The organism is Limimaricola sp. G21655-S1 (assembly GCF_027213785.1).
GTDB lineage: Bacteria > Pseudomonadota > Alphaproteobacteria > Rhodobacterales > Rhodobacteraceae > Limimaricola.
In genome coordinates this window covers 52914-72693 of sequence record NZ_JAPWGO010000004.1, presented here as the reverse complement: position 1 = coordinate 72693, position 19780 = coordinate 52914, and the positions used below count along the sequence as shown (strand labels likewise).

Annotated in this window: 21 protein-coding genes; 10 read left to right on the top strand and 11 right to left on the bottom strand. The window is 68.5% G+C overall.

Going from position 1 to position 19780, the window contains the following annotated elements; genetic code table 11:
- Position 1: 1 nt before the first annotated feature.
- On the bottom strand, positions 2-769 hold the full coding sequence (locus tag O4G76_RS05900) for a metal ABC transporter ATP-binding protein (protein WP_269396449.1): 768 nt from the start codon (positions 767-769) through the stop codon (positions 2-4).
- Positions 766-1236: a transcriptional repressor gene (locus tag O4G76_RS05895; RefSeq protein WP_269396448.1), complete on the bottom strand. Its 471-nt coding sequence runs from the start codon at positions 1234-1236 to the stop codon at positions 766-768. The genes O4G76_RS05900 and O4G76_RS05895 overlap by 4 nt, the downstream gene beginning before the upstream one ends.
- 95 nt (positions 1237-1331) lie before the next feature.
- Here O4G76_RS05895 and O4G76_RS05890 point away from each other — a divergent pair, with 95 nt between their 5' ends.
- Positions 1332-2387 (top strand): zinc ABC transporter substrate-binding protein, encoded by a 1056-nt coding sequence (locus O4G76_RS05890; RefSeq protein ID WP_269396447.1) that lies wholly within the window; start codon positions 1332-1334, stop codon positions 2385-2387.
- On the opposite strand, the gene O4G76_RS05885 is transcribed toward O4G76_RS05890, so the two are convergent.
- Positions 2384-3793, bottom strand: coding sequence for a diguanylate cyclase (locus O4G76_RS05885; protein ID WP_269396446.1), 1410 nt, complete (start codon positions 3791-3793; stop codon positions 2384-2386). The genes O4G76_RS05890 and O4G76_RS05885 overlap by 4 nt on opposite strands.
- Before the next feature lie 70 nt (positions 3794-3863).
- Here O4G76_RS05885 and O4G76_RS05880 point away from each other — a divergent pair, with 70 nt between their 5' ends.
- The 5 genes from O4G76_RS05880 to O4G76_RS05860 all read left to right on the top strand — a co-directional run bounded on the left by O4G76_RS05880 (position 3864) and on the right by O4G76_RS05860 (position 6761).
- Positions 3864-4142, top strand: coding sequence for a DUF3572 domain-containing protein (locus O4G76_RS05880; protein WP_269396445.1), 279 nt, complete (start codon positions 3864-3866; stop codon positions 4140-4142).
- Positions 4139-4846, top strand: coding sequence for an HAD family hydrolase (locus O4G76_RS05875; RefSeq protein ID WP_269396444.1), 708 nt, complete (start codon positions 4139-4141; stop codon positions 4844-4846). Before O4G76_RS05880 ends, O4G76_RS05875 begins: the two co-directional genes overlap by 4 nt.
- Before the next feature lie 94 nt (positions 4847-4940).
- Positions 4941-5513: a fasciclin domain-containing protein gene (locus tag O4G76_RS05870; protein WP_269396443.1), complete on the top strand. Its 573-nt coding sequence runs from the start codon at positions 4941-4943 to the stop codon at positions 5511-5513.
- Between the two features lie 196 nt (positions 5514-5709).
- Positions 5710-6111, top strand: coding sequence for a DUF983 domain-containing protein (locus tag O4G76_RS05865; RefSeq protein ID WP_269396442.1), 402 nt, complete (start codon positions 5710-5712; stop codon positions 6109-6111).
- Complete coding sequence (locus O4G76_RS05860) at positions 6111-6761, top strand: NUDIX domain-containing protein (RefSeq protein WP_269396441.1); 651 nt, start codon at positions 6111-6113, stop codon at positions 6759-6761. The genes O4G76_RS05865 and O4G76_RS05860 overlap by 1 nt, the downstream gene beginning before the upstream one ends.
- A gap of 10 nt (positions 6762-6771) precedes the next feature.
- Here O4G76_RS05860 and O4G76_RS05855 read toward each other — a convergent pair whose 3' ends face one another.
- From O4G76_RS05855 to O4G76_RS05845, 3 genes are all read right to left on the bottom strand, one after another.
- A complete protein-coding gene (locus tag O4G76_RS05855) occupies positions 6772-8271 on the bottom strand; it encodes a carnitine 3-dehydrogenase (RefSeq protein WP_269396440.1) in 1500 nt (499 codons plus the stop codon).
- 3 nt (positions 8272-8274) lie between these two features.
- The gene (locus O4G76_RS05850) at positions 8275-8805 is read right to left on the bottom strand and encodes a lipocalin family protein (protein ID WP_269396439.1); all 531 of its coding nucleotides are present in this window, start codon (positions 8803-8805) and stop codon (positions 8275-8277) included.
- A 61-nt stretch (positions 8806-8866) separates the two neighbouring features.
- Positions 8867-9907, bottom strand: coding sequence for an aldo/keto reductase (locus O4G76_RS05845; protein WP_269396438.1), 1041 nt, complete (start codon positions 9905-9907; stop codon positions 8867-8869).
- 162 nt (positions 9908-10069) lie between these two features.
- Between O4G76_RS05845 and metG the strand changes: the two genes are divergently transcribed.
- Positions 10070-11782 (top strand): methionine--tRNA ligase, encoded by a 1713-nt coding sequence (gene metG, locus O4G76_RS05840; protein WP_269396437.1) that lies wholly within the window; start codon positions 10070-10072, stop codon positions 11780-11782.
- 176 nt (positions 11783-11958) lie between these two features.
- Positions 11959-12354 carry a hypothetical protein gene (locus O4G76_RS05835; protein WP_269396436.1) on the top strand — a complete coding sequence of 132 codons (396 nt, stop codon included), beginning with the start codon at positions 11959-11961 and terminating at the stop codon, positions 12352-12354.
- A 1-nt stretch (position 12355) separates the two neighbouring features.
- Here O4G76_RS05835 and O4G76_RS05830 read toward each other — a convergent pair whose 3' ends face one another.
- Positions 12356-13477, bottom strand: coding sequence for a S1C family serine protease (locus O4G76_RS05830; RefSeq protein ID WP_269396435.1), 1122 nt, complete (start codon positions 13475-13477; stop codon positions 12356-12358).
- A gap of 102 nt (positions 13478-13579) precedes the next feature.
- Between O4G76_RS05830 and O4G76_RS05825 the strand changes: the two genes are divergently transcribed.
- Positions 13580-14374 (top strand): lytic transglycosylase domain-containing protein, encoded by a 795-nt coding sequence (locus O4G76_RS05825; RefSeq protein WP_269396434.1) that lies wholly within the window; start codon positions 13580-13582, stop codon positions 14372-14374.
- Between the two features lie 22 nt (positions 14375-14396).
- Here O4G76_RS05825 and O4G76_RS05820 read toward each other — a convergent pair whose 3' ends face one another.
- The gene (locus O4G76_RS05820; protein ID WP_269396433.1) at positions 14397-16952 is read right to left on the bottom strand and encodes an ATP-binding protein; all 2556 of its coding nucleotides are present in this window, start codon (positions 16950-16952) and stop codon (positions 14397-14399) included.
- 11 nt (positions 16953-16963) lie between these two features.
- Entirely contained in the window at positions 16964-17485 is a 522-nt protein-coding gene (locus O4G76_RS05815) for an oxidoreductase (protein WP_269396432.1), read from the bottom strand.
- A gap of 255 nt (positions 17486-17740) precedes the next feature.
- Here O4G76_RS05815 and O4G76_RS05810 point away from each other — a divergent pair, with 255 nt between their 5' ends.
- The gene (locus O4G76_RS05810) at positions 17741-18349 is read left to right on the top strand and encodes a response regulator transcription factor (protein WP_269396431.1); all 609 of its coding nucleotides are present in this window, start codon (positions 17741-17743) and stop codon (positions 18347-18349) included.
- 24 nt (positions 18350-18373) lie between these two features.
- Here the strand turns inward: O4G76_RS05810 and O4G76_RS05805 are convergent, their stop codons facing one another.
- Together O4G76_RS05805 and O4G76_RS05800 are read right to left on the bottom strand one after the other, a co-directional pair.
- Positions 18374-19105: an amino acid ABC transporter ATP-binding protein gene (locus tag O4G76_RS05805; RefSeq protein ID WP_269396430.1), complete on the bottom strand. Its 732-nt coding sequence runs from the start codon at positions 19103-19105 to the stop codon at positions 18374-18376.
- Positions 19102-19776 (bottom strand): amino acid ABC transporter permease, encoded by a 675-nt coding sequence (locus O4G76_RS05800; RefSeq protein ID WP_269396429.1) that lies wholly within the window; start codon positions 19774-19776, stop codon positions 19102-19104. Before O4G76_RS05800 ends, O4G76_RS05805 begins: the two co-directional genes overlap by 4 nt.
- Between the last annotated feature and the right edge of the window lie 4 nt (positions 19777-19780).

Here is a 19780-nt window from a genome sequence, read left to right as displayed (position 1 = left end):
GTCAGCCCTCGGCGTGATGATGATGATGGTGGTGATGATGATGCGCGGCGCCACCGCCCTCATGGGCGTGGTCGTGCTCATGACGATAGAGCGCCAGCTGGCCACCGGTGCCGGTGCCGAACAGCTCGCGATAGGCGGGCGCGGCCGAGACCACCTCGGGCGTGCCTTCGCAGCAGACATGGCCGTTGAGGCAGATCACGCGGTCTGAGGCCGACATCACCACGTGCAACTCGTGGCTGACCATCAGCACCGCGCAGCCCATCTCCCGGCGCAGCGCCGCGATCCGGCGGTAGAACGCCGCCTGCCCCGGCTGGTCGAGACCCTGCGTCGGCTCGTCGAGGATCAACAATTGCGGCCGGTTCAGCACCGCGCGCGCCAGAAGCACGCGCTGGAACTGCCCGCCCGACAGCGCGGCCATCTGCTTGTGCGCGATTCCGTCAGCGCCGGACTGCGCCAGCGCCGCCTCGGCCTCGGCATCGCCCACCCGGTGCGGCAGGTCGAGAAAGCGCCGCACCGTGATCGGCAGAGATGGGTCGAGCACGAGGCTTTGCGGCACGTAACCGATGCGCAGACCCCGCGCACGGCGCACCATGCCGCGTCGCGGCGCCAGCGCGCCGATCATCAATCGCAACAGCGTACTCTTGCCCGAGCCGTTCGGCCCCACCAGCGTGACGATCTCGCCCGGATCGACCCGGAGCGACACGTCACGCAGCACCGGCGCGGCCTTCGGTCCGAACTCCAGTCCCTTCGCCTCGATCAACGGGCTCATGCCGCGGGGCCCTGACAAGCGGGGCACAGGCCTTCGGCCTCGATCACGGTCTGCTCGATCACGAAACCCGCCTCGGCCGCCGGCCGGGACAGGCCCTCCGCCCCTTGGGTTTCGGCCACCGCACCGCAGCCGCGACAGATCAGGAAGGCGGGCGCATGCGTCGTCCCGGGGCGGGCGCAGGCGACATAGGCCGAAAGCCGCTCGATCCTGTGGGCAAGCCCGTGATCCACCAGAAAGCCCAATGCCCGGTAGGCCACGGGGGGCTTCGAGCCCAACCCCTCGGCATCGAGCCGGGCGAGCACGTCATAGGCGCCCATCGCCGAATGCCCCTCCAGCAGGATCTCGAGCACGCGGCGACGCAGCGGGGTCAGCCGTGCGCCGTCCGCGGCACAGCGCGCTTCGGCGGCCCCGAGCGCGCCGCGGATGCAGGCCGCGTGATCGCCGCAAGCGAAACTGGGTCCGTCCATGACTGCCTCCCTTATCCCGATGACGGGTCTTGACCATCTGTTACGTTATAACATAGCGCATAGCCTCCGAGTACCGGATGCACAAGAGGTTCCCCATGCGCCCCACCCTCCCCGTCGCCGCCGCCTTCGCCCTCGTCACCTCCCCCGCGCTTGCCGAGACGCCGAGCGTGGTGGTCGACACCGCGCCATTGCACAGCCTCGTGGCGCGGGTCATGGCTGGCGCCGGTACGCCCGAGCTGTTGCTGCCGCCGGGCGTCTCGCCCCATGATGCCGCGCTGCGCCCCTCGGATGCGCGGCATCTGTCGCAGGCGGACATGGTGGTCTGGACCGGTCCGGCGCTCGTGCCTTGGCTGGCCGAAAGCCTCGCGGCGCTGGCGCCCGAAGCCGAAACACTGGCCATGCTCGACAGCGACGGCTGGGAGCGGCTGCCGCTACGCGAGGACCCGGCCTTCGAAACCGCGCATGGTCATGGAGATGCGGCGCATGACAACGATCATGATGCTGGCGAGCACGAGGAAGCCGAGGGGCATGGAGAGGCCGACGAGCATGCCGATCACGTCGAAGACCCGCAGGGCGACCACGGCGACGACCACGCGCGCGACGACGAGATGACGCAGACGAGCGAGCATGCCGGAGGCGACACGGACCCGCATGCCTGGCTCGACCCGCAGGTAGCGGCGGTCTGGATGACGCGGCTGGCCGAGGCGCTGGCCGAGATCGATCCGGAGAATGCCACGCTCTACCGCGACAATGCCGCCGCCGCGATCGCCGCGGATGCCGATCTTGGCGCGGACATCGCCGAGCGGCTGGCTTTGCTGTCCGGGCGCCCCTACCTGGTTCCGCACGACGCCTACCAGTATTTCGAGCGTCGCTTCGGCCTGCCGGCGACGGGGGCGGTCTCGCTGTCGGACGCCTCGGCTCCGGGGCCGGCCAGGCTCGCGGCGCTGCGCGAGATGATCGAGGCCGGGAGCATCACCTGCATCCTGACCGATCCCGAAACCCCGCCGGAACTCGTGGCGCTGCTGCGCGAGAACACGCAAGCCAAGACAGCCATGGCCGATCCCGACGGGCTGCGGCTCGAGCCCGGCCCCGATCTCTATCCGGCGCTGATCGAGGATCTGGCCGCAGCCTTCGAAAGCTGCCTCGGCTAGGCCGCGCTCGGGCTTACCGTGACGCGGTTTCGCCCGGTCTGCTTGGCCGCGTAGAGCGCCGCATCGGCGTGGCGCATCAGCGTTTCGGCCTCGGTCGCCGGGGCGCCGTGGCACGGCCCCGTCGCCACGCCCACCGAAACGGTGACCTCGCAAGGCAGCCCCTCTCCGGGCAGGACGAAGGGCTGGTTGCGGATCTTCAGGCGCAGCCGCTCGGCGGCGCCGCGGGCCTGTTCGAGGCTGGTCTCGGGCATCGCCACGAGGAACTCCTCTCCGCCGATCCGTGCCAGCAGGTCGGCGGGCCGCAGCCCGTCGCGCAGGCGCCGGGCGACCTGCGCCAGCACCCTGTCCCCCGCTGCGTGGCCATGGCGGTCGTTCACCATCTTGAAATGATCGATGTCGAGCAGCATCACCGCGATGGGCCGCCGCCGCTTCCGTGCCTCGTCGATCAGCCGCGCCAGATGCGGCAGCGCGTAGCGCCGGTTCCACAGCCCCGTCAGCTCGTCCGTCAGCGCGGCCTGCAACCCCTGTCGCTCCGTCGCGCGCAGCCGATCGGCCAGCGCCTTCCGGGCCAGCAGCCGCGCGGCCCGGAAGGCGATCTCCTCGGGCAGCACCCCGGCCGGCACGACATCATCCGCCCCTAGATCGAGCAGCATGGCCGCCTCGCGCCCCGGCTCCGGCAGCATCACGAGCTGCGCGGCGCGGCGGGTGGCCGATCGGCTGCGCAGCTCGGCGACGATGCGAAACAGCTCGCGCGAGGGCTGCCCTTCGGCGCGCAAGGCAGCGCCATCGATCACGTAAAGATCCTCCTCTCCCGCCTCGGCCGCAAAGCTCTGTTGCGGTGCGATGCGGCGCGTCGCCCCCCTTAGGCCAAGGCGCGCGACCGTTCCATTCTCGGCCCGGGGCGTGATGACGGCGACCTTCTGACGGGGGGTGAACCCCGTAGCGGCCTCGCAAAAGCCCAGCGCCTGATGGGTGGCGGCCCGGCGCGACAGCTCGCCCTCGGTATCGCGGGCGCGCATCAGGTTGCGGATCCGGGCCTGCAGCAGCGCCACCTGCATCGGCGCCTCGGCCACCTCGTCCGCGCCCGCGCGCAGCAGCGCCAGCCTGCAGCCCGGATCGGGCCAGCGTCCGGTCACGACCACGGGCAGCCGAGTCGTCGCTGGCCCGGCGCGAAGCCGCTCGAGCAAGCCACGGGCCTCAGCGGGATCGGCGGCACCGTCCAGCGGCAGTAACAGCAGGTCGATCCCGGGATCGGGAAGCCGGGCGAGCGCCACCGCCCCATCCCGGCAGTGCAGGCACTCGAAGCCCGCGGCCGCGAGAAGCGCGTCATGCGCGCCCCTTTGCGTTGCGATTCCATCGACGATCAGGATACGACCCGACATGAGCATGTCCTTGTTCGGGCCCATCGCCCGCTCCCGGTCACAGGGTCGGGAATATTAGTTAACAAAACCCTGCCAATACCTTCGGAGGAAAACCATGAAGCGGGAACGTGCCGAGGTGATCGCGCTGGGAGCGCTGGGCTGGCTCGCGGCCAATGACGAGTTGTGGCCGGTCTTTCTCGGCTCGACCGGCGCCGCGGCGGAGGATCTGCGCGACCGCGCGGCCGAACCCGCCTTTCAGGCCTCGGTGCTGGAGTTCCTGACCATGGACGACGCCTGGGTCACGAGCTTCTGCGACGGCGCCGGGTATGACTATGACGAGCCGCATACCGCCATGCTGGTGCTGGCGGGGCCGTCGCGGATGAACTGGACATGAAGCCCACCGCGCTGATCTTCGACAAGGACGGCACGCTGTTCGACTTCCATGCCACCTGGGGCGGCTGGTCGCGCGGGTTGATCGAAGCAGAGGCCGAGGGCGACCCGGTGCGAATCGCGGCGATCGCCGCGGCGCTCGGCTATGACCTCGAAACCGAGCGCTTCGCACCCGACAGCCTCGTCATCGCCTCGACCACCGCCGAGATCGCCGATGCAATGCTGCCGCATCTTCCGGGCTGCGACCGACGGGCCCTGATCGCGCGGATGAACGCGCGGGCTGCGGAGGCACCGCAGGTCCCGGCGGTGCCGCTCGCGCCGCTCTTTGCCAAGTTGGCGGCGCGCGGCGTGGCGCTGGGGCTGGTGACCAATGATTCCGAGGCTCCCGCCCGCGCGCATATCGGCGCCGCCGGTCTGGCCGCGGCGTTCGGCTTCGTCGCCGGGGCCGATAGCGGTTTCGGCTTCAAACCGGGCCCCGGCCAGCTGCTCGCCTGCGCCGAGGCGCTGGGCGCGGCGCCCGACGCCTGCGCGATGATCGGCGACAGCCTGCACGATCTGAAGGCCGCCCGCGCCGCCGGGATGATGGCGGTGGCGGTCCTGACCGGGCTGGCGCCGCGCGACGCGCTGGCCCCGCATGCGGATCTGGTGCTCGACGATATCGGCGCTCTCCCCGACTGGCTCGATGCGGGAGGGATCACGCAAGCGTGATGTCGAGCGTTGCAACCGGCATCGCTACGCCGCCGTGTCTGCTGGCGTCACGAGGGGGCAAGCACGCCCCCCGAACCGTCAGGGAGACGACATCATGAACCTCAAGGCCATTCTCACCGGCACCGCGCTTGCCTTCACCTCGACCATGGCTCTGGCCGAGACCCACGCCGAAACCGGCAACCCGATGGTCGGCGGCGCCGCCATGTTCCCGGAGATGAACATCGTCGAGAACGCGGTGAACTCGGCCGATCACACCACGCTTGTCGCGGCCGTGCAGGCCGCCGATCTGGTGGAGACGCTTTCGGGCGAGGGTCCCTTCACCGTTTTCGCGCCGACCAATGCCGCCTTCGAAGCGCTGCCCGAGGGCGCGGTCGAAGAACTGCTCCTGCCCGAGAACAAGGACCGGCTGACCGAGATCCTCACCTGCCACGTCGTGGCGGCGAACGCGATGTCGGATGCGATCTCCGGCATGATCGCGGACGATGGCGGCATGCACGAGGTCGAGACCGTCGGCGGCTGTACCTTTACCGTCAGCGAAGGCGAGGACGGCACCATCATGATCACCGATGGCCAGGACCGCACCGCCAGCGTCACCATCGCCGACGTCAAGCAGTCGAACGGCGTGATCCACGTGATCGATACCGTGTTGCTCCCCGCCGTCGAGTAACCCCCGGGAAGCGCGCCGGGATCGGCTTTTTCATTCCGGCCGACGAGCCCGCCGCACGTTACGCGGCGGGCTCTCTCGCGCGATATGGCACCGGTCTGCCGCGCGGCATGGCGACGCAACCCCGGCGCATGGTCTTTCAAAATGCTCTCGAAGCGCTCATGTGAGGGGCAAGACGCCACCTCCCGAGGAGCCGCGGATGAGCGAGCACCCCCCCCAGCCGAACGCAGAGACCGAGGACCGACCGACGCGGCCCGCGCTTCTGCGCGGCTTTCGCAAACGTTGCCCGAACTGCGGCGAAGGGGGGCTGTTCCAAGGCTATCTCAAGGTAGTCGACCGTTGCCCGGTCTGCCGCGAGGAGTTGTGCCACCATCGCGCCGATGACGGCCCCGCCTATCTCACCATCCTGATCGTCGGCCACCTGCTCGCGCCGGTGATCCATGTCGGCTTCACCCGGTTTCGCCCCGAACCTCTAGTGATGGCGACGGTGCTGACCGTGGTCGCCGTGGCGCTGTCGCTTTATCTGTTGCCGCGCCTCAAGGGGCTCGTGGTCGGCATCCAGTGGGCGCGGCGCATGCACGGCTTCGGCAAGGCGCATTGATGCAAGGCGCCGCGGCACCGCGCGACGCGGCGACGATCATCGTGCTGCGCCACATGGCCGAGGGCCCGACGGTGCTGATGGGTCGACGCGGCGCGGGGGCGGCCTTCATGCCGTCGAAATACGTGTTTCCCGGCGGCGCGCTCGACCCGGTCGATGCCCGCGTGCCGCTGGACGCCCCGCTTGGCCCCGATCACGAGGCGGAGCTGGGGCCGATGGCCGGGGCGCTGGCAGCCTGCGCGATCCGCGAGCTTTGGGAGGAAACCGGGCAGATCCTCGGCCGACCCGGCGATTGGCCGGACGCGCCGCCCGGCTGGCGCGGCTTCGCCCGCTCGGGCCACCGGCCCGACGCCGCGCCGCTCTTGCCGATGTTTCGCGCGGTGACGCCACCGGGGCAGTCGCGGCGCTTCGATGCGCGGTTCTTTCTTGCCCCCGCCTCGGCGCTGGCAAGCGATCCCGATGATTTCTCGGGCGCCGAGGACGAGTTGGCGCATCTGCACTGGGTGCCGCTTGCGCGCATTGACGCTCTCGACCTGCCCGACATCACCCGGCTGGCGCTGCGCGAGTTGCAGGCCCGGCTCGACGATCCCGAGGCCCGCCGCCCGGTGCCGTTCTATCACGGCACGATGGAGGCCCGCGCGATGCGCGGTTGAGCCCGGCGGCTCACTCCTGCGGATCGGGCTGGCGTTCGGGCGGGCGGCCCACCGCGGCGCCCGCGCCCTCCGGCTCGGGCAGATGCGCATGCGCCTTGGCCACGCGCGCCAGCTTGTCCTGAAGCTCCGACGGCGGCATCACCGCCCGGCGGCTTTCGAGATCGACATGCACCAGCATATGCTCCCCGGTGGCCACCAGCCGCGAGCTTTCCCACATCCGGTGGAAGATCCGCAGCCTGCGGCCTTCGGCCAGCAGCAGCCGCGTGTCGATCTCGATCCGGGCCCCCGCGTGAACCTCCGCGAGATGCCGGATATGGGTCTCGGCCGTGAAGTAGCTGTGGCCGCAGGCGATGTATTCGTCATCGCAGCCCACCAGCGCTAGGAACCGATCGGTCGCATCGCCGAAGGCCTGCAGGTAGCGATGCTCGGTCATGTGGCCGTTCTGGTCACTCCAGTCGAGCGGCACCGCGCGTGCGCCGGTGGGCAGTGGCGAGGTGAGCGACAGCGCGTCGAGGCTTCGGGCGGCGCCGCCGATCCGACGTTCGGCCGCGTTCAAAAGCCGCCCCGCGCCCCAATCGCGCGCCTTAAGCCCGCGCAGGATCGCCACGAGATTGGCGTCGCGAATGCGCTCTAGCTCCGCGATGGAGCGGCGACCGGATTGCGCGTCGGACTGGCTAGCGATCGTCTCGACCAGCTCGTCGGTCAGTTCCGGAACGTCGGTGAGCTTGCTCCAGGGCCATTTCAGCGCCGGGCCGAACTGAGTCAGGAACTGCCGCATCCCCGCCTCGCCGCCGGCGATGCGGTAGGTTTCGAACAGCCCCATCTGCGCCCAGCGCAGACCGAAGCCGTAGCGGATCGCATCGTCGATTTCCGCGGTGTCGGCGACCCCGTCCGAGACCAACCACAGCGCCTCGCGCCAGACGGCCTCGAGCAGCCGGTCGGCGATATGCGCGTCGATCTCGCGGCGCAGGAACAGGGGATGCGCGCCGATGTCGCGCAGCGTCGAGCGGATCCGGTCGATCCTCGCCGTGCCGGTGCCGGGTCCGGTGACGACTTCGACAAGCGGAATCAGGTAGACCGGGTTGAACGGGTGCGCCACGACGATCTGGCCCGGCCGCGCCGCCCCCTCCGACAGCTCCGAGGGACGAAAGCCCGAGGTCGAGGAGCCGATGATCGCGGCCTCGGTACAAGCGCCTTGGATCGCCGCGTAGATCTCGTGTTTGAGATCGAGCCGCTCGGGCACGCTTTCCTGGATCCATTCGGCGCCTTCAACCGCCTCGGCGAGGTCGTCGTGAAAGCAGATCCTGCCCTCATCGGGCAGCGCCACGTCCCACAGACCCGGCATCGCGGCGCGGGCGCGATCGATCACCTCGTTGATGCGGCGTTCGGCATCGCGGTCGGTGTCGTGGATGCGCACGTTCCAGCCCATCAGCGCAAAGCGGGCGGCCCAGCCGCCGCCGATGACCCCGCCGCCAATGATCGCCGCCGTTCTGGCCCCGGATGCCGCCATGGTTCAGCCCTCCCGTGCGGTCTTCAGAGCATCGGTGTCATAGCCGTTGAAGTCCAGCATTTCGCGCGCCGCCCGCGCCCGGTCGGCTCCGGCCTGACCGGGGCGATCCATGATCCAGCCATATTCGCCGCCCGGCGCGCCGATCACCGCGGTGCGGAAATCATCATCGGTCCAGAGCAGCCACCAAGGCTCGCCGCCGATATCGAAGCGTCCGCGCCCCTCTGCCGTCACCGGCACGAGCCGTGCCTCGCCTGATCCTGAAATCCGCGCGACCCCGCCGCCCGAGGCGTCGAGGCGCAGCGTCACCCGGTCGCCGGGCGCGACCGGCCCGCCGGGATAGGCGGCGGCGACGATCCAGTCGCCGTTCAGATCGGAGGCGCTGCCGCGCAGGCTCGAGGCGATCGGCGCGCCCACGGTCCGGAACACCGGCGTGGGCACTGGCGGCTCCACCGCGCCGCAGGCCGAGAGCAACAGCAATGCCGCGAGCGCCCGCTTGGGCGCGAGGCGGATCCGCGATGGGATGGTGACGGTCACGGTGCCCTCCTCGGGTCGCAGGGGACGCCCGGGCATGGCTGCGCCGGACGCGGATCTCGGTTCAATAGGGCAGCGGGTGCTGCTTGTGGGCAGCATCGATCTCGGCCACCATCTCGTCCGACAGCACCACCTCGCGTCCCGCGAGGATGCGCTCGAGCTGATCCGTGTTGGTCGCGCCGAAGATCGGGCAGATCGGGAAAGGCCGCGTGCGCTGCCACGCCAACGCCATGTGCACCGGGTCGAGCCCGTGGCGCGCGGCGATGTCGAGATAGGCCTGCGTCGCCGCGATCACCCGGTCTGTCTTGCGACCGCCGAGATCGCCATTGATCGCCAGCCGCGAGCCCTCGGGCACGCCGTCTTGATACTTGCCGGTCAGATACCCGCAGGCCAGCGGCGAATAGGCCAGCAGCAGCACCTCCTCGTTCACCGCCATCTCCGCCATGTCGGTGTCGTAGAGCCGCGACAGCAACGAGTATTCGTTCTGCACGGAGACGACGCGCGGTCCGCCGATGGCCGCGGCGCGGTCGATCCAGCGGGTGGTGCCCCAAGCGGTCTCGTTCGACAGGCCGAATGCGCGGATCTTGCCCTCGGCCACCAGCGCCTTCAGCGTTCCGAGTACCTCATCCATATGCGCAAGCGTCCGCTCGGCGTTCTGGTCCGAGGGATCGTAGGACCAGTAGCGACGGAAATGGTAGTGGCCGCGCTCGGGCCAGTGCAGCTGGTAGAGATCGATCACCTCCGTCTTGAGCCGCCGCAGCGAGCCCTCGACGATCTCGCGCAGATTGCCACCATCATAGCCCTTGCCGTCGCGGGCCCAGCCCGGGTTGGGGCCGGCGGCCTTCGTGGCGATCTTGTAGGCGCCGCGCTTGCCGCTCTTCTCGATCCAGTTGCCGATGAATTCCTCGGTGCGGCCCACCGTCTCGGCCTTTACCGGGTTCACCGGGTACATCTCGGCCGCGTCGAGGAAATCGATCCCGGCATCGAGCGCCATGTCAAGCTGGCGATGCGCGTCGTCCTCGGGGGTCTGGCTGCCATAGGTCATGGTGCCGAGGCACCATTCGCTGACCTCGATGCCGCTGCGGCCGAGTGGGGTCTTCTTCATATGGGGCCTTCCTGTCGTCCTGCCGGGCCACACGCGCCCGGTCCGCGAGGCGCAGAGGTAGGGCGGCTTGGACCGCTGGGCAAGCGTTCAAGGCCGCACTGGCCTTGGGCGGGCGGGATCGCTACATGGGGCCCCGGACGCATCGAAGGACGGCAGCACAGCATGGCACGGCATCTCATCACCTCGGCCATCCCCTACATCAACGGGATCAAGCATCTGGGCAACCTGGTGGGCAGCCAGCTTCCCGCCGACCTCTTCGCCCGCTACCAGCGCGGGCGCGGTCACGAGGTGCTGTTTCTCTGCGCCACCGACGAGCACGGCACCCCGGCCGAGCTGGCCGCCGCCAAGGCCGGCAAGCCGGTGGCCGAGTACTGCGCCGAAATGCACGAGACGCAGGCCGAGATCGCGCGCGGCTTCCGGCTCTCCTTCGACCATTTCGGCCGCTCGTCCAGCCCGCAGAACCATCGTCTGACCCAAGCCTTCGCCGCGCGTCTCGACGAGGCCGGGCTGATCGAGGAGCGGGTCGAGACCCAGATCTACTCCAAGGCCGACGGCCGCTACCTGCCCGACCGCTACATCGAGGGCACCTGCCCCAATTGCGGCTTCGAGAGCGCGCGCGGCGACCAGTGCGACAACTGCACCAAGCAGCTCGACCCCGTCGACCTGATCGAGCCGCGCTCGGTGATCTCCGGCTCCACCGATCTGGAGCCGCGCGAGACCAAGCATCTCTACCTGCGCCAGTCGAAGATGCGCGGCGAGCTGTCGGACTGGATCGACAGCAAGACCGACTGGCCGGTGCTGACCACCTCGATCGCCCGCAAGTGGCTCAATGACGGCGACGGGTTGCAGGATCGCGGCATCACCCGCGATCTCGACTGGGGCATCCCGGTCCGGAAGGGCGAGGCCGAGTGGCCGGGCATGGAAGGCAAGGTCTTCTACGTCTGGTTCGACGCACCGATCGAATACATCGCCTGCGCCCAGGAATGGGTCGATGCGGGCAAGGGCGAGGATTGGGAGCGCTGGTGGCGCACCGACAAGGGCGCCGACGACGTGCGCTACACGCAGTTCATGGGCAAGGACAACGTGCCGTTCCACACCCTGTCCTTCCCCGCGACGATCCTCGGCTCGGGCGAGCCGTGGAAGCTCGTCGATTACATCAAGTCGTTCAACTACCTGAACTATGATGGCGGCCAGTTCTCGACCTCGCGCGGGCGCGGCGTGTTCATGGATCAGGCGCTCGAGGTGCTGCCCGCCGACTACTGGCGCTGGTGGCTGCTGAGCCACGCGCCCGAAAGCTCGGATGCCGAGTTCACCTGGGAGAACTTCCAGCAGTCGGTGAACAAGGATCTCGCCGACGTGCTCGGCAACTTCGTCAGCCGAGTCACCAAGTTCTGCCGCTCCAAGTTCGGCGAGGAGGTGCCGGCTGGCGGTGCCCATGGCGACCGCGAATTGGCGCTGATCGCCGATCTGGAGCGCCGGGTGCGCGCCTATGAGGGGCACATGGACGCGATCGAGGTGCGCAAGGCCGCGGCCGAGCTGCGCGCGATCTGGGTCGCGGGCAACGAATACCTGCAGGACGCGGCGCCTTGGGCCAGCTTCAAGACCGATCCCGAAGCGGCGGCGATGCAGATCCGTCTCGCGCTCAACCTGATCCGGCTCTACGCGGTGCTGTCCGCGCCCTTCATCCCCGATGCCAGCGCGCAGTTGATGGAGGCGATGAAGATCGATGACGACGCCTGGCCCGGGAACGTGACCGAGGCGCTGTCGGTACTGCCGGTGGGACATGGCTTCGCGGTGCCGGACGTGACATTCCGCAAGATCACCGACGAGGAGCGCGCCGACTGGCACGCGCGTTTCGCCGGAATCCGGAGCTGAGGAGAAAAAACCCCGGCACCTTATACATCCGGACTGGATCGATTTCCCGAGAGTTGCGCTAGACTGGCCGCGCAGCAAGGGAGTTTACCATGACCCAGCCTTTTCATCGTATCCCGTCCACCCGCGGGACCCTTTCCTCGTCCGTTCTTCACGCCGGTACGACCCGAATCGCCGGGATGGCGATCTTGACGGGTGGCCTGATCGGCCTCGGCCTGATGGTGCCATTGATGCTTTTGTGGCGCGGCCTTGCCGGGACGCTGCCGGAGCCTAGCGGGCTGTGGCCCGCGCTGCTGACATTGCCGACGCTGTTCGCGGCGGGCTGGAGCGCCGCCGCGCTGTCGGGGGCCACGCGCCGCCGGGTCGCGGCGCTGCACGGTGTCGGGGTCTGGGCGCTGCTGCTTGTCGCGATCGCCGCGAGCGCGATCTTCGCGCCCGGCGCGGTCGATCGCGCGATCCCGGGTCTGTCGGCGCTGACGCCGGTCGGTGGTGGTGACCTCGTGCTCGGCACGCTGGCCCTGGCGGGGCTTTGCGCGGCGGCGCTGGGGGCCAGCCTGGGCATGGACGACAGCTGACCTAGCGCCCCGGCCGCAACTCCAGCGTCAACTCGCGGCGACGGCCGTCGCGCAGCAGGGTCAGCGTCACGCTGTCACCCGGCCGATGCCGGTCGACCATGGCCAGAAGATCGTCGAGCCCTTCGACCTCTTCGCCGTCGAGCGCGATCACCACGTCGCCCGGCAGCAGCCGGCCGCGTGCGACCCGAGCCGGTTGGACCCCGGCGCGCGCCGCCTCCGAGCCCGGCGCCACGTCGAGCACGAGAGCCCCCGGGAGACCCTGCCGGTTCACCGCCGCGTTGATCCGCGCATCGAAGCCCAGCCCCAGCGAGGGCGGGCTGTAGCGCCCGGTCTCGATCAGCTGCGGCACCACCCGCGCCACGGTCGAGACCGGCACCGCGAAACCGATCCCGGCGCTGGCGCCGGAGGGGCTGTAGATCGCGGTGTTGACGCCGACCAGCCGCCCGCGCGCATCGAGCAGCGGCCCGCCCGAATTGCCCGGATTGATCGCCGCATCGGTCTGGATCAGCCCGCTGATCGCGCGCCCCGCCTCGCCGGGCAGGTCGCGGTCCAACGCCGAGACGATGCCGGTGGTCAGCGTCCAGTCCAGCCCGAAGGGGTTGCCGATCGCCAGCACCGACTGGCCGACCTCCAGACCGCCCTCCCCCGGCTTCGGGCGCGGCAGTGGGGCGGGCAGCGCATCGCCCCCGATGCGCAGCACCGCGAGGTCATGGCTCGGAGCGCGGCCCACCACCTGCGCCTCGAGCGAGCGGCCATCGGCAAGCTGCACCAATGCACGGCTCGCGCCCTGGATCACGTGGTCATTGGTGACGACATGCCCCTGAGCGTCCCAGACGAAGCCCGAGCCCGAGCCGAGTTGCGTCTCGCCGGTCCGCCGGGTGAACGGATCGATGATGCGGGTCGAGGTGGTGATCGCCACGACGCTGTCGCGCGCGGCGCGGAACACCGCGATGGTACGCGCCTCCTCGATCTCGAGACTGGCCGGGCCCGGCGGCAGCGGCTCCGTCTCCGTCTCCGTCTCCGTCTCCGGCGGCGAGGCTTCCGTTTCGACGGCATAGCGTCCGGCCAGAAAGGCCGCGATCAACATCAGGGCAAATGCCACCCCGGCAAGGCTGGCGCGCATGCTCGCTCCTTCGCTCGATATTGCCGCTCCATCGGCTCGTGCTAGGTGGAGCGGTGATCCCGGCCGCCAAGCGGCCGAAGCCATTTTCACGGGAGTTACCCTTTGCGATACGTGCTTTCCACCCTTCTCGCGCTGGGCCTCGGCGCCTCCACCGCAGCCGCTGCAACCTGCGGCAACGATGCCTCGGGTTTCGAACGCTGGAAGCAGGAATTCGCTGCCGAGGCCGCCGCGCAGGGCGTGGGTCAGGCCGGGCTGAACGCGCTGTCCCAGACCAGCTACGCCCAGCGGACCATCAATGCCGACCGCAATCAAAAGAGCTTCGACTATTCGCTCGACAAGTTCATGCAGGTGCGTGGCGCCGATACGATCGTCGCGCAGGGACGCCAGAAGCTCGCCTCCAATCCCGGCTTCTGGCAGAGCCTCGAGAGCCAGTATGGCGTGCCCGCGGGCGTGCTGATCGCGATCCACGGCATGGAAACCGGCTTTGGCAACTTCATGGGCGACAGCAATGTGCTTTCGGCGATCGCGACGCTGGCCTATGACTGCCGCCGCTCGGATTTCTTCTCGCAGCACGCGCTGGCGGCGCTGATGCTGGTGGATCGCGGCGCGGTTTCGCCCGGTTCGATCGGCGCGATGCATGGCGAGCTGGGCCATACGCAGTTCCTGCCGGGCAACATCCTGCGCTATGGCGTGGATGGCGACGGCAATGGCCGCGTCGACCTCACAAACCTGACCGACGCTATGGCCTCCACCGCCAATTACCTGCGCCAGAAAGGCTGGCAGCCGGGCGCCGGCTACCAGGAAGGGCAGCCGAATTTCCGGGTGATCCAGGAATGGAACGCGGCGGGCGTCTACCAGAAGGCGATCGCGCTCATGGCGGCGCGCATCCAAGGCTAGGGCCTTGCGGCGCGGGCGGGGCTCAGGCCTCGACCCGCGCCTCGATCCGGGACCGTGCCGCCGCGAGCGCTCCGGACACCTGATCTTCCAACTCCGCGACCTCTTCGGGGGCCAGATGCGTGGGCGCGCGCAGTTCCAGCGCGCCCAGCATCTCCGCCGGACCGAAGAGCCCGAGCATCGCAGCACCACCCCGCAGCTTGTGCAGAATGCCGACCGCGCTTTCGCCATCGGCATCCTCGGGCCGAGACGCGAGCCGGGCGCTCGCCTCGCGCCACTCGCTGCCGAAGCTGTCGAGCGCGCGGTTCACCCGCTCCGGTCCGAGCATGTCGAGCATTTCGTCGAAGGCGTCGGTGTCGATGTCCGCCGTATCGATCGCTTTTGACGGCGGTGGCGATGGCGGATCCTCGACAAGGCTGGCGAGGATCTTGCGCAGCACCGGCAAGCGCAGCGGCTTTGCATAGACTTCGTTCATCCCCGCCGCGATACCTGCGAGCCGCGCTTCGGCCGAACCATGCGCCGTCAGCCCGATGATCCGGGGCTCGTTCCGGTCCGGCAGGAATTCGCGGATCTCGCGCGTAGCGTCGATGCCGCCCAACACCGGCATCTCGAAGTCCATCAGCACCAGATCGAAGCACTCTTCGCGCAGCAGTGCCACGCCTTCGGCGCCGTTCGGCGCTTCGGTGATCTCGTGCCCGAATTGTTGCAGCATGCCGCGCAGCACCATGCGGTTCACGGCGTTGTCCTCGACCACCAGCACCGACAGGCTGGTGCCCGGCGCGGCCGGGATCACGGCTTCGGGCTCGGGCGCCTCGATCGGGGCCGCGACGCTCTTCAGCGGTAGCTGCAGGTAGAAGCTGCTGCCCTTGCCGGGCGTACTTTCGACCGTGATGTCGCCCGACATCAACCGGGCCAACCGCCGCGAGATCGCGAGGCCCAGACCGTCCGAGCGCCCCTGCCGCCCCTCGGGGCGGGCACGGATCACGAATTCGGTGAAGACCCGTTCGATATCCTCCGGCGCGATGCCGATGCCGGTATCGTGCACTCCGATCTCGACCGCGCCATCCTCGAGCTGGAGCGTCACGGTGATCGAGCCGCGCTCGGTGAACTTGATGGCGTTGCCGATCAGGTTGGTGACGACCTGCGCCACGCGGTTCGGATCGCCCTCGTACCACTGACCGAGATCCGCCTCCTCGGCCACGAGTTCGAGCGGCAGGTCCTTTTCCGCCGCTAGAGGCCGCAGCACCGACAACAGCCGATGCAGCATCGGGCCCGGTGCGAAAGGCACGGTTTCGATCACCTCTTCGCCGGTCTCGATCCGGGTGATGTCCAGCGATTCGTTCACCAGCTGCAGCAGGATCTCGGCCGAGGCCAGGGCGATCCCGACCTGTTGGCGCTGTTCGGTCGAAAGGGTCGAGGTGTTCAGCAGGTCCAGCACCCCCATGATGCCATTGAGGGGAGTGCGCATCTCGTGGCTCATCACCGACAGGAAGCGCGACTTTGCCCGGTCCGCCCGCTCGGCGGTATCGCGCGCGGCGATCAATCGCTCCTGACTGGCCTTGAGCTCGGTGATGTCGCGCAGATAACCGATGAAGACCGGCGCATCCGGCCCATCGACATGGGTGATCACCGCCTCGATCGGAAAGATTTCGCCACTGCGCCGCCGGGCGACGAGTTCGACCCGCCCCGCGTCGATCAGATACTCGTGCCCCTTCGCTGCGAAGTTGCGAAGCCGCTCGTCGAAGATCTGGCGCCGCTCCGCCGTCACCAGCGTTTCGCGCACGTTCTGGTTCAGAATCTCGTCCTTGCGCCAGCCGAACATCTCCTCGGCAGCGGGGTAGAAATCGACGATCCGGCCCTGTTCATCGGCCACCACGATCGCATCGAGCGAGTTGCCGATGACCGAGTTGAGCCGCTCGGCGGTGCGCGACAGCACCCGGTCGCGATCCATCACGCGCCGCCGCTGCACGTCGATCAGCCGCAAGAGCGCCCCGAGCAGGATCAGCAGCAGTCCCCCGGCCAGCGCGGTCAGCTCGGCCTGGCGGCGCACCTGGTGACGGTAGGCCTCCGCATCCTCGGCAAGAACATCGAGACCGTTGAGCGACAGCTCCCGCATCACCGGCTGAATGTCGAGTGTTTCCTGATAGATCGCCTCCAGATCGGCGACGCTTGCCCCGTTGGCGAACAGCGCGTCGACCCGGTCGGCGTAATTATCGACAGCCTCCAGCAGTTCCGGCACCCCCTCATGCACGGACAGCGCGCGGCCGATCTCGCCGCTGCGCACCAGACCGAGCCGGCTCAGCAGGATGTCGAAGCGCAGCTGCAGCCCGCTGGCATTGCCGCGCACGCCCTGTGCCGCGGCGATCACGTCCCGCGCGAAGATCGCGGTCTCGAGCTCGAGCTGGGCGAGGGTCCACTGGGTGTTGTCGATGCCCGCGGTTTCGAGGTCACGGATCTGCCGGCCGAGAATCCAGCCCAGCGACAGCACAAGGGTCAGCAGGATCGCCGCCGCGAAGCCAAGGCCGCTGCGGATGTTCAGCCGGGGCGTCGATCTCCCGGCGCGTGGCTTGGGGATGTTCACGCCGCCCGCGCTCACTCCAGCACGATCATCTGCGCCAGCTGCCAGATGCTGCGCTTGTAGGTTTCCTCGGTGCGGTACTCCGCCGCGCGATCAAAGGGATAGATCAGCCAGTAGGGGCCCTTCTCTCGGATCGAGACGGTCTCGCCGTCGATCCGGGTGGCCACGATCGGCAGCTCGTCGCCGATATCCTCGATCGGGATCTGCACCCGGTAATCATTGAGGGCGACCAGCTCCAGCGTCGCGCCGCTCTGCTCCATCATCTCGCCCATCCCGGCTTCTTCGAGCAGCGTCGCGACCGATACACCGGAGTAAAGGCTGCTGCCGTCGGTCCAGATGGTGCTCGTCTCGAAGCTGACCTGCGGCAGCGCATCGAGCGCCTCGAGATCGAAGGAGACGAACTCCTCGTCCGCCTGCCCCACCTGCAACACGCCGGGCTCCACGTAAAACGGGTCTTGAAGCTCTGTCGAGCTCGCGTAAGTTGCTACCGTGGCCATGGCCAGCCCGGTGAGGGCGCTCTTGATGGCTTGATTCATATCGACCCCTTTCCCGATCCGGTTATGGCCAGTGCGACCGTGTGCAGAATGCGCGATCTGCACGCATATTGCGAATCCCTTTAGCCGGGCAATGTCCAAACGTGGCAGCAAAGCCCCAATAAAGGATATACACTCGGCCAAGGGTATCTGGCGCCTCGGATTCGCCCGTTTCGCCACTTAACGATTCTCAGTATGCTAACCTCAACGCCGTCTCGCGCCGGCCCAGACGTTCAAGATGAAACCGAGAGGACGGATATGCGTATCCTGATTGCCGACGACCACGACCTCGTACGCGAAATGATGGCCACCTATCTCGAGCGCGATTGCGGCGCGAAAGTGGTGCAGAGCCCGAGCTTCGACGATGCGATGGCCGAGATCGCCCGCAGCGGTGCGTTCGATCTGGTGCTGCTCGACTACCGGATGCCGGGAATGCGCGGGCTCGAAGGGCTGCATGCGGCACTCGAAGCGTCGCAGGGCAAGCCGGTGGCGCTGATCTCGGGCACCGCGGACAAGACGATAGCCGAAGAGGCGCTGGCCGCCGGTGCCGCGGGCTTCCTGCCCAAGACCATGTCGGCCCGGTCGATGAGCAACGCCGTGCGCTTCATGACGATGGGCGAAACCTATGTGCCGATCGACTTCATGACCGCCAAGGAGACCGAGAACCCGGCCCTGGCGCATCTGACCCCGCGCGAGCGGCAGGTGCTCGAAGGCATCAAGAAGGGTCAGTCGAACAAGGAGATCGCGCTCGACCACGACATCCAGGAGGTCACGGTCAAGCTGCACGTCAAGACGCTCTGCCGCAAGATGGGGGCGAAGAACCGCACCCAGGCGGCGATGATGGCCCGCGACCAGGAAATGGTCTGAGCCGCCGGTTCGTCCCCTGTACGCTCAGCCGACCCGGCGCAGGAAGTCGCGGGTGCGCGGGTCCTGAGGGGCGTCGAAGATCTGGCTCGGCGGCCCCTGCTCGACGATGCGCCCGCCTTCCATGAAGATCACCCGGTCGGCGATCTCGCGCGCGAACTGCATCTCGTGGGTGACGATCAACATGGTCTGGCGCGCCTGCGCCACCTTGCGCATCAGGTCGAGCACCTCGCCCACCCATTCGGGATCGAGCGCCGAGGTCGGCTCGTCGAACAGCATCAATTCGGCGTCGAGCGCCATCGCCCGGCCGATGCCCACGCGCTGCTGCTGCCCGCCCGAGAGCGCGGCCGGATAGCTGCCCGCCTTCTCCGCGAGGCCGATCTCGCGCAGGATTTCGTCGGCGCGCGCCTCGGCCTCGGCGCGCGGACGCTTCTGCACCGTGACCAGCGCCTCGGTGATGTTCTGCCGCGCGGTCTTGTTGGCGAAGAGCGCGTAGTTCTGGAACACGAAGGCGGTGCGGCGGCGAACCGCGAGGATCTCGGCCTTGGTGGCCTTCGCGGCATCCACCGTCATGCCGTTCAGCCGGATCGTCCCGGCATCGGGCCGGTCGAGGAAGTTGAGGCAGCGCAGCAACGTCGACTTGCCGGTCCCCGACGGCCCGATCACCACGATCCGCTCACCCGGCGCGACGGACAGGTCGATGCGGTTCAGTACCGGCGTGCCGCCGAAATTCTTGGTCAGTCCCGAAATCTCGATCATCGCGCATAGGCCCTGTTGAGACGGATCTCGACGCCCCGCTGCAGCAGCGACAGCGCCTCGACGATGATCCAGTAGAGCACCGCCACCACGAGGAACGCCTCGAAGTAGAGGAACGAGCCCGCCGCCTCCTTCTGCGTGGCACCCATCATCTCGGTCACGCCCAAGGTAAAGGCCAGCGAGGTACCCTTGATCATGTCGATGAAGTAGTTGACCAGAGTCGGCGCCGCGACGCGTGCTGCCTGTGGCAGCACGATGCGCGCCATCATCTGGCCCTGCGTCATCCCCACCGCCTGGCTCGCCTCCCACTGGCTGCGATCGACGCCAAGGATCGCGGCGCGGATGCTCTCGGCCATGTAGGCCGAGAAGTGCAGCGTCAGCCCCATGATCGCGGCGGTGACACCATTGATCTGCGCCAGCGCCGAGACCACCTGCGGCAGCCCGTAATAGAACAGGAACAGCTGTACCAGGAGCGGCGTGCCGCGGAAGAAGCTGATGAACAGCTTCACGAAGCTGTCGAGCACGGGCACCTTCACCACGCGCTCGACCGCCATCAGGGACGCCAGCACCAGCGCGAAGGCCATGGCGGCGAGCGCCATGCCCAGCGTCAGCGGCACATAGCCGAGGATCACGGGCACCAGACCCAGCATGTAGTCGAGATCGAGCGCCCGCATGAGT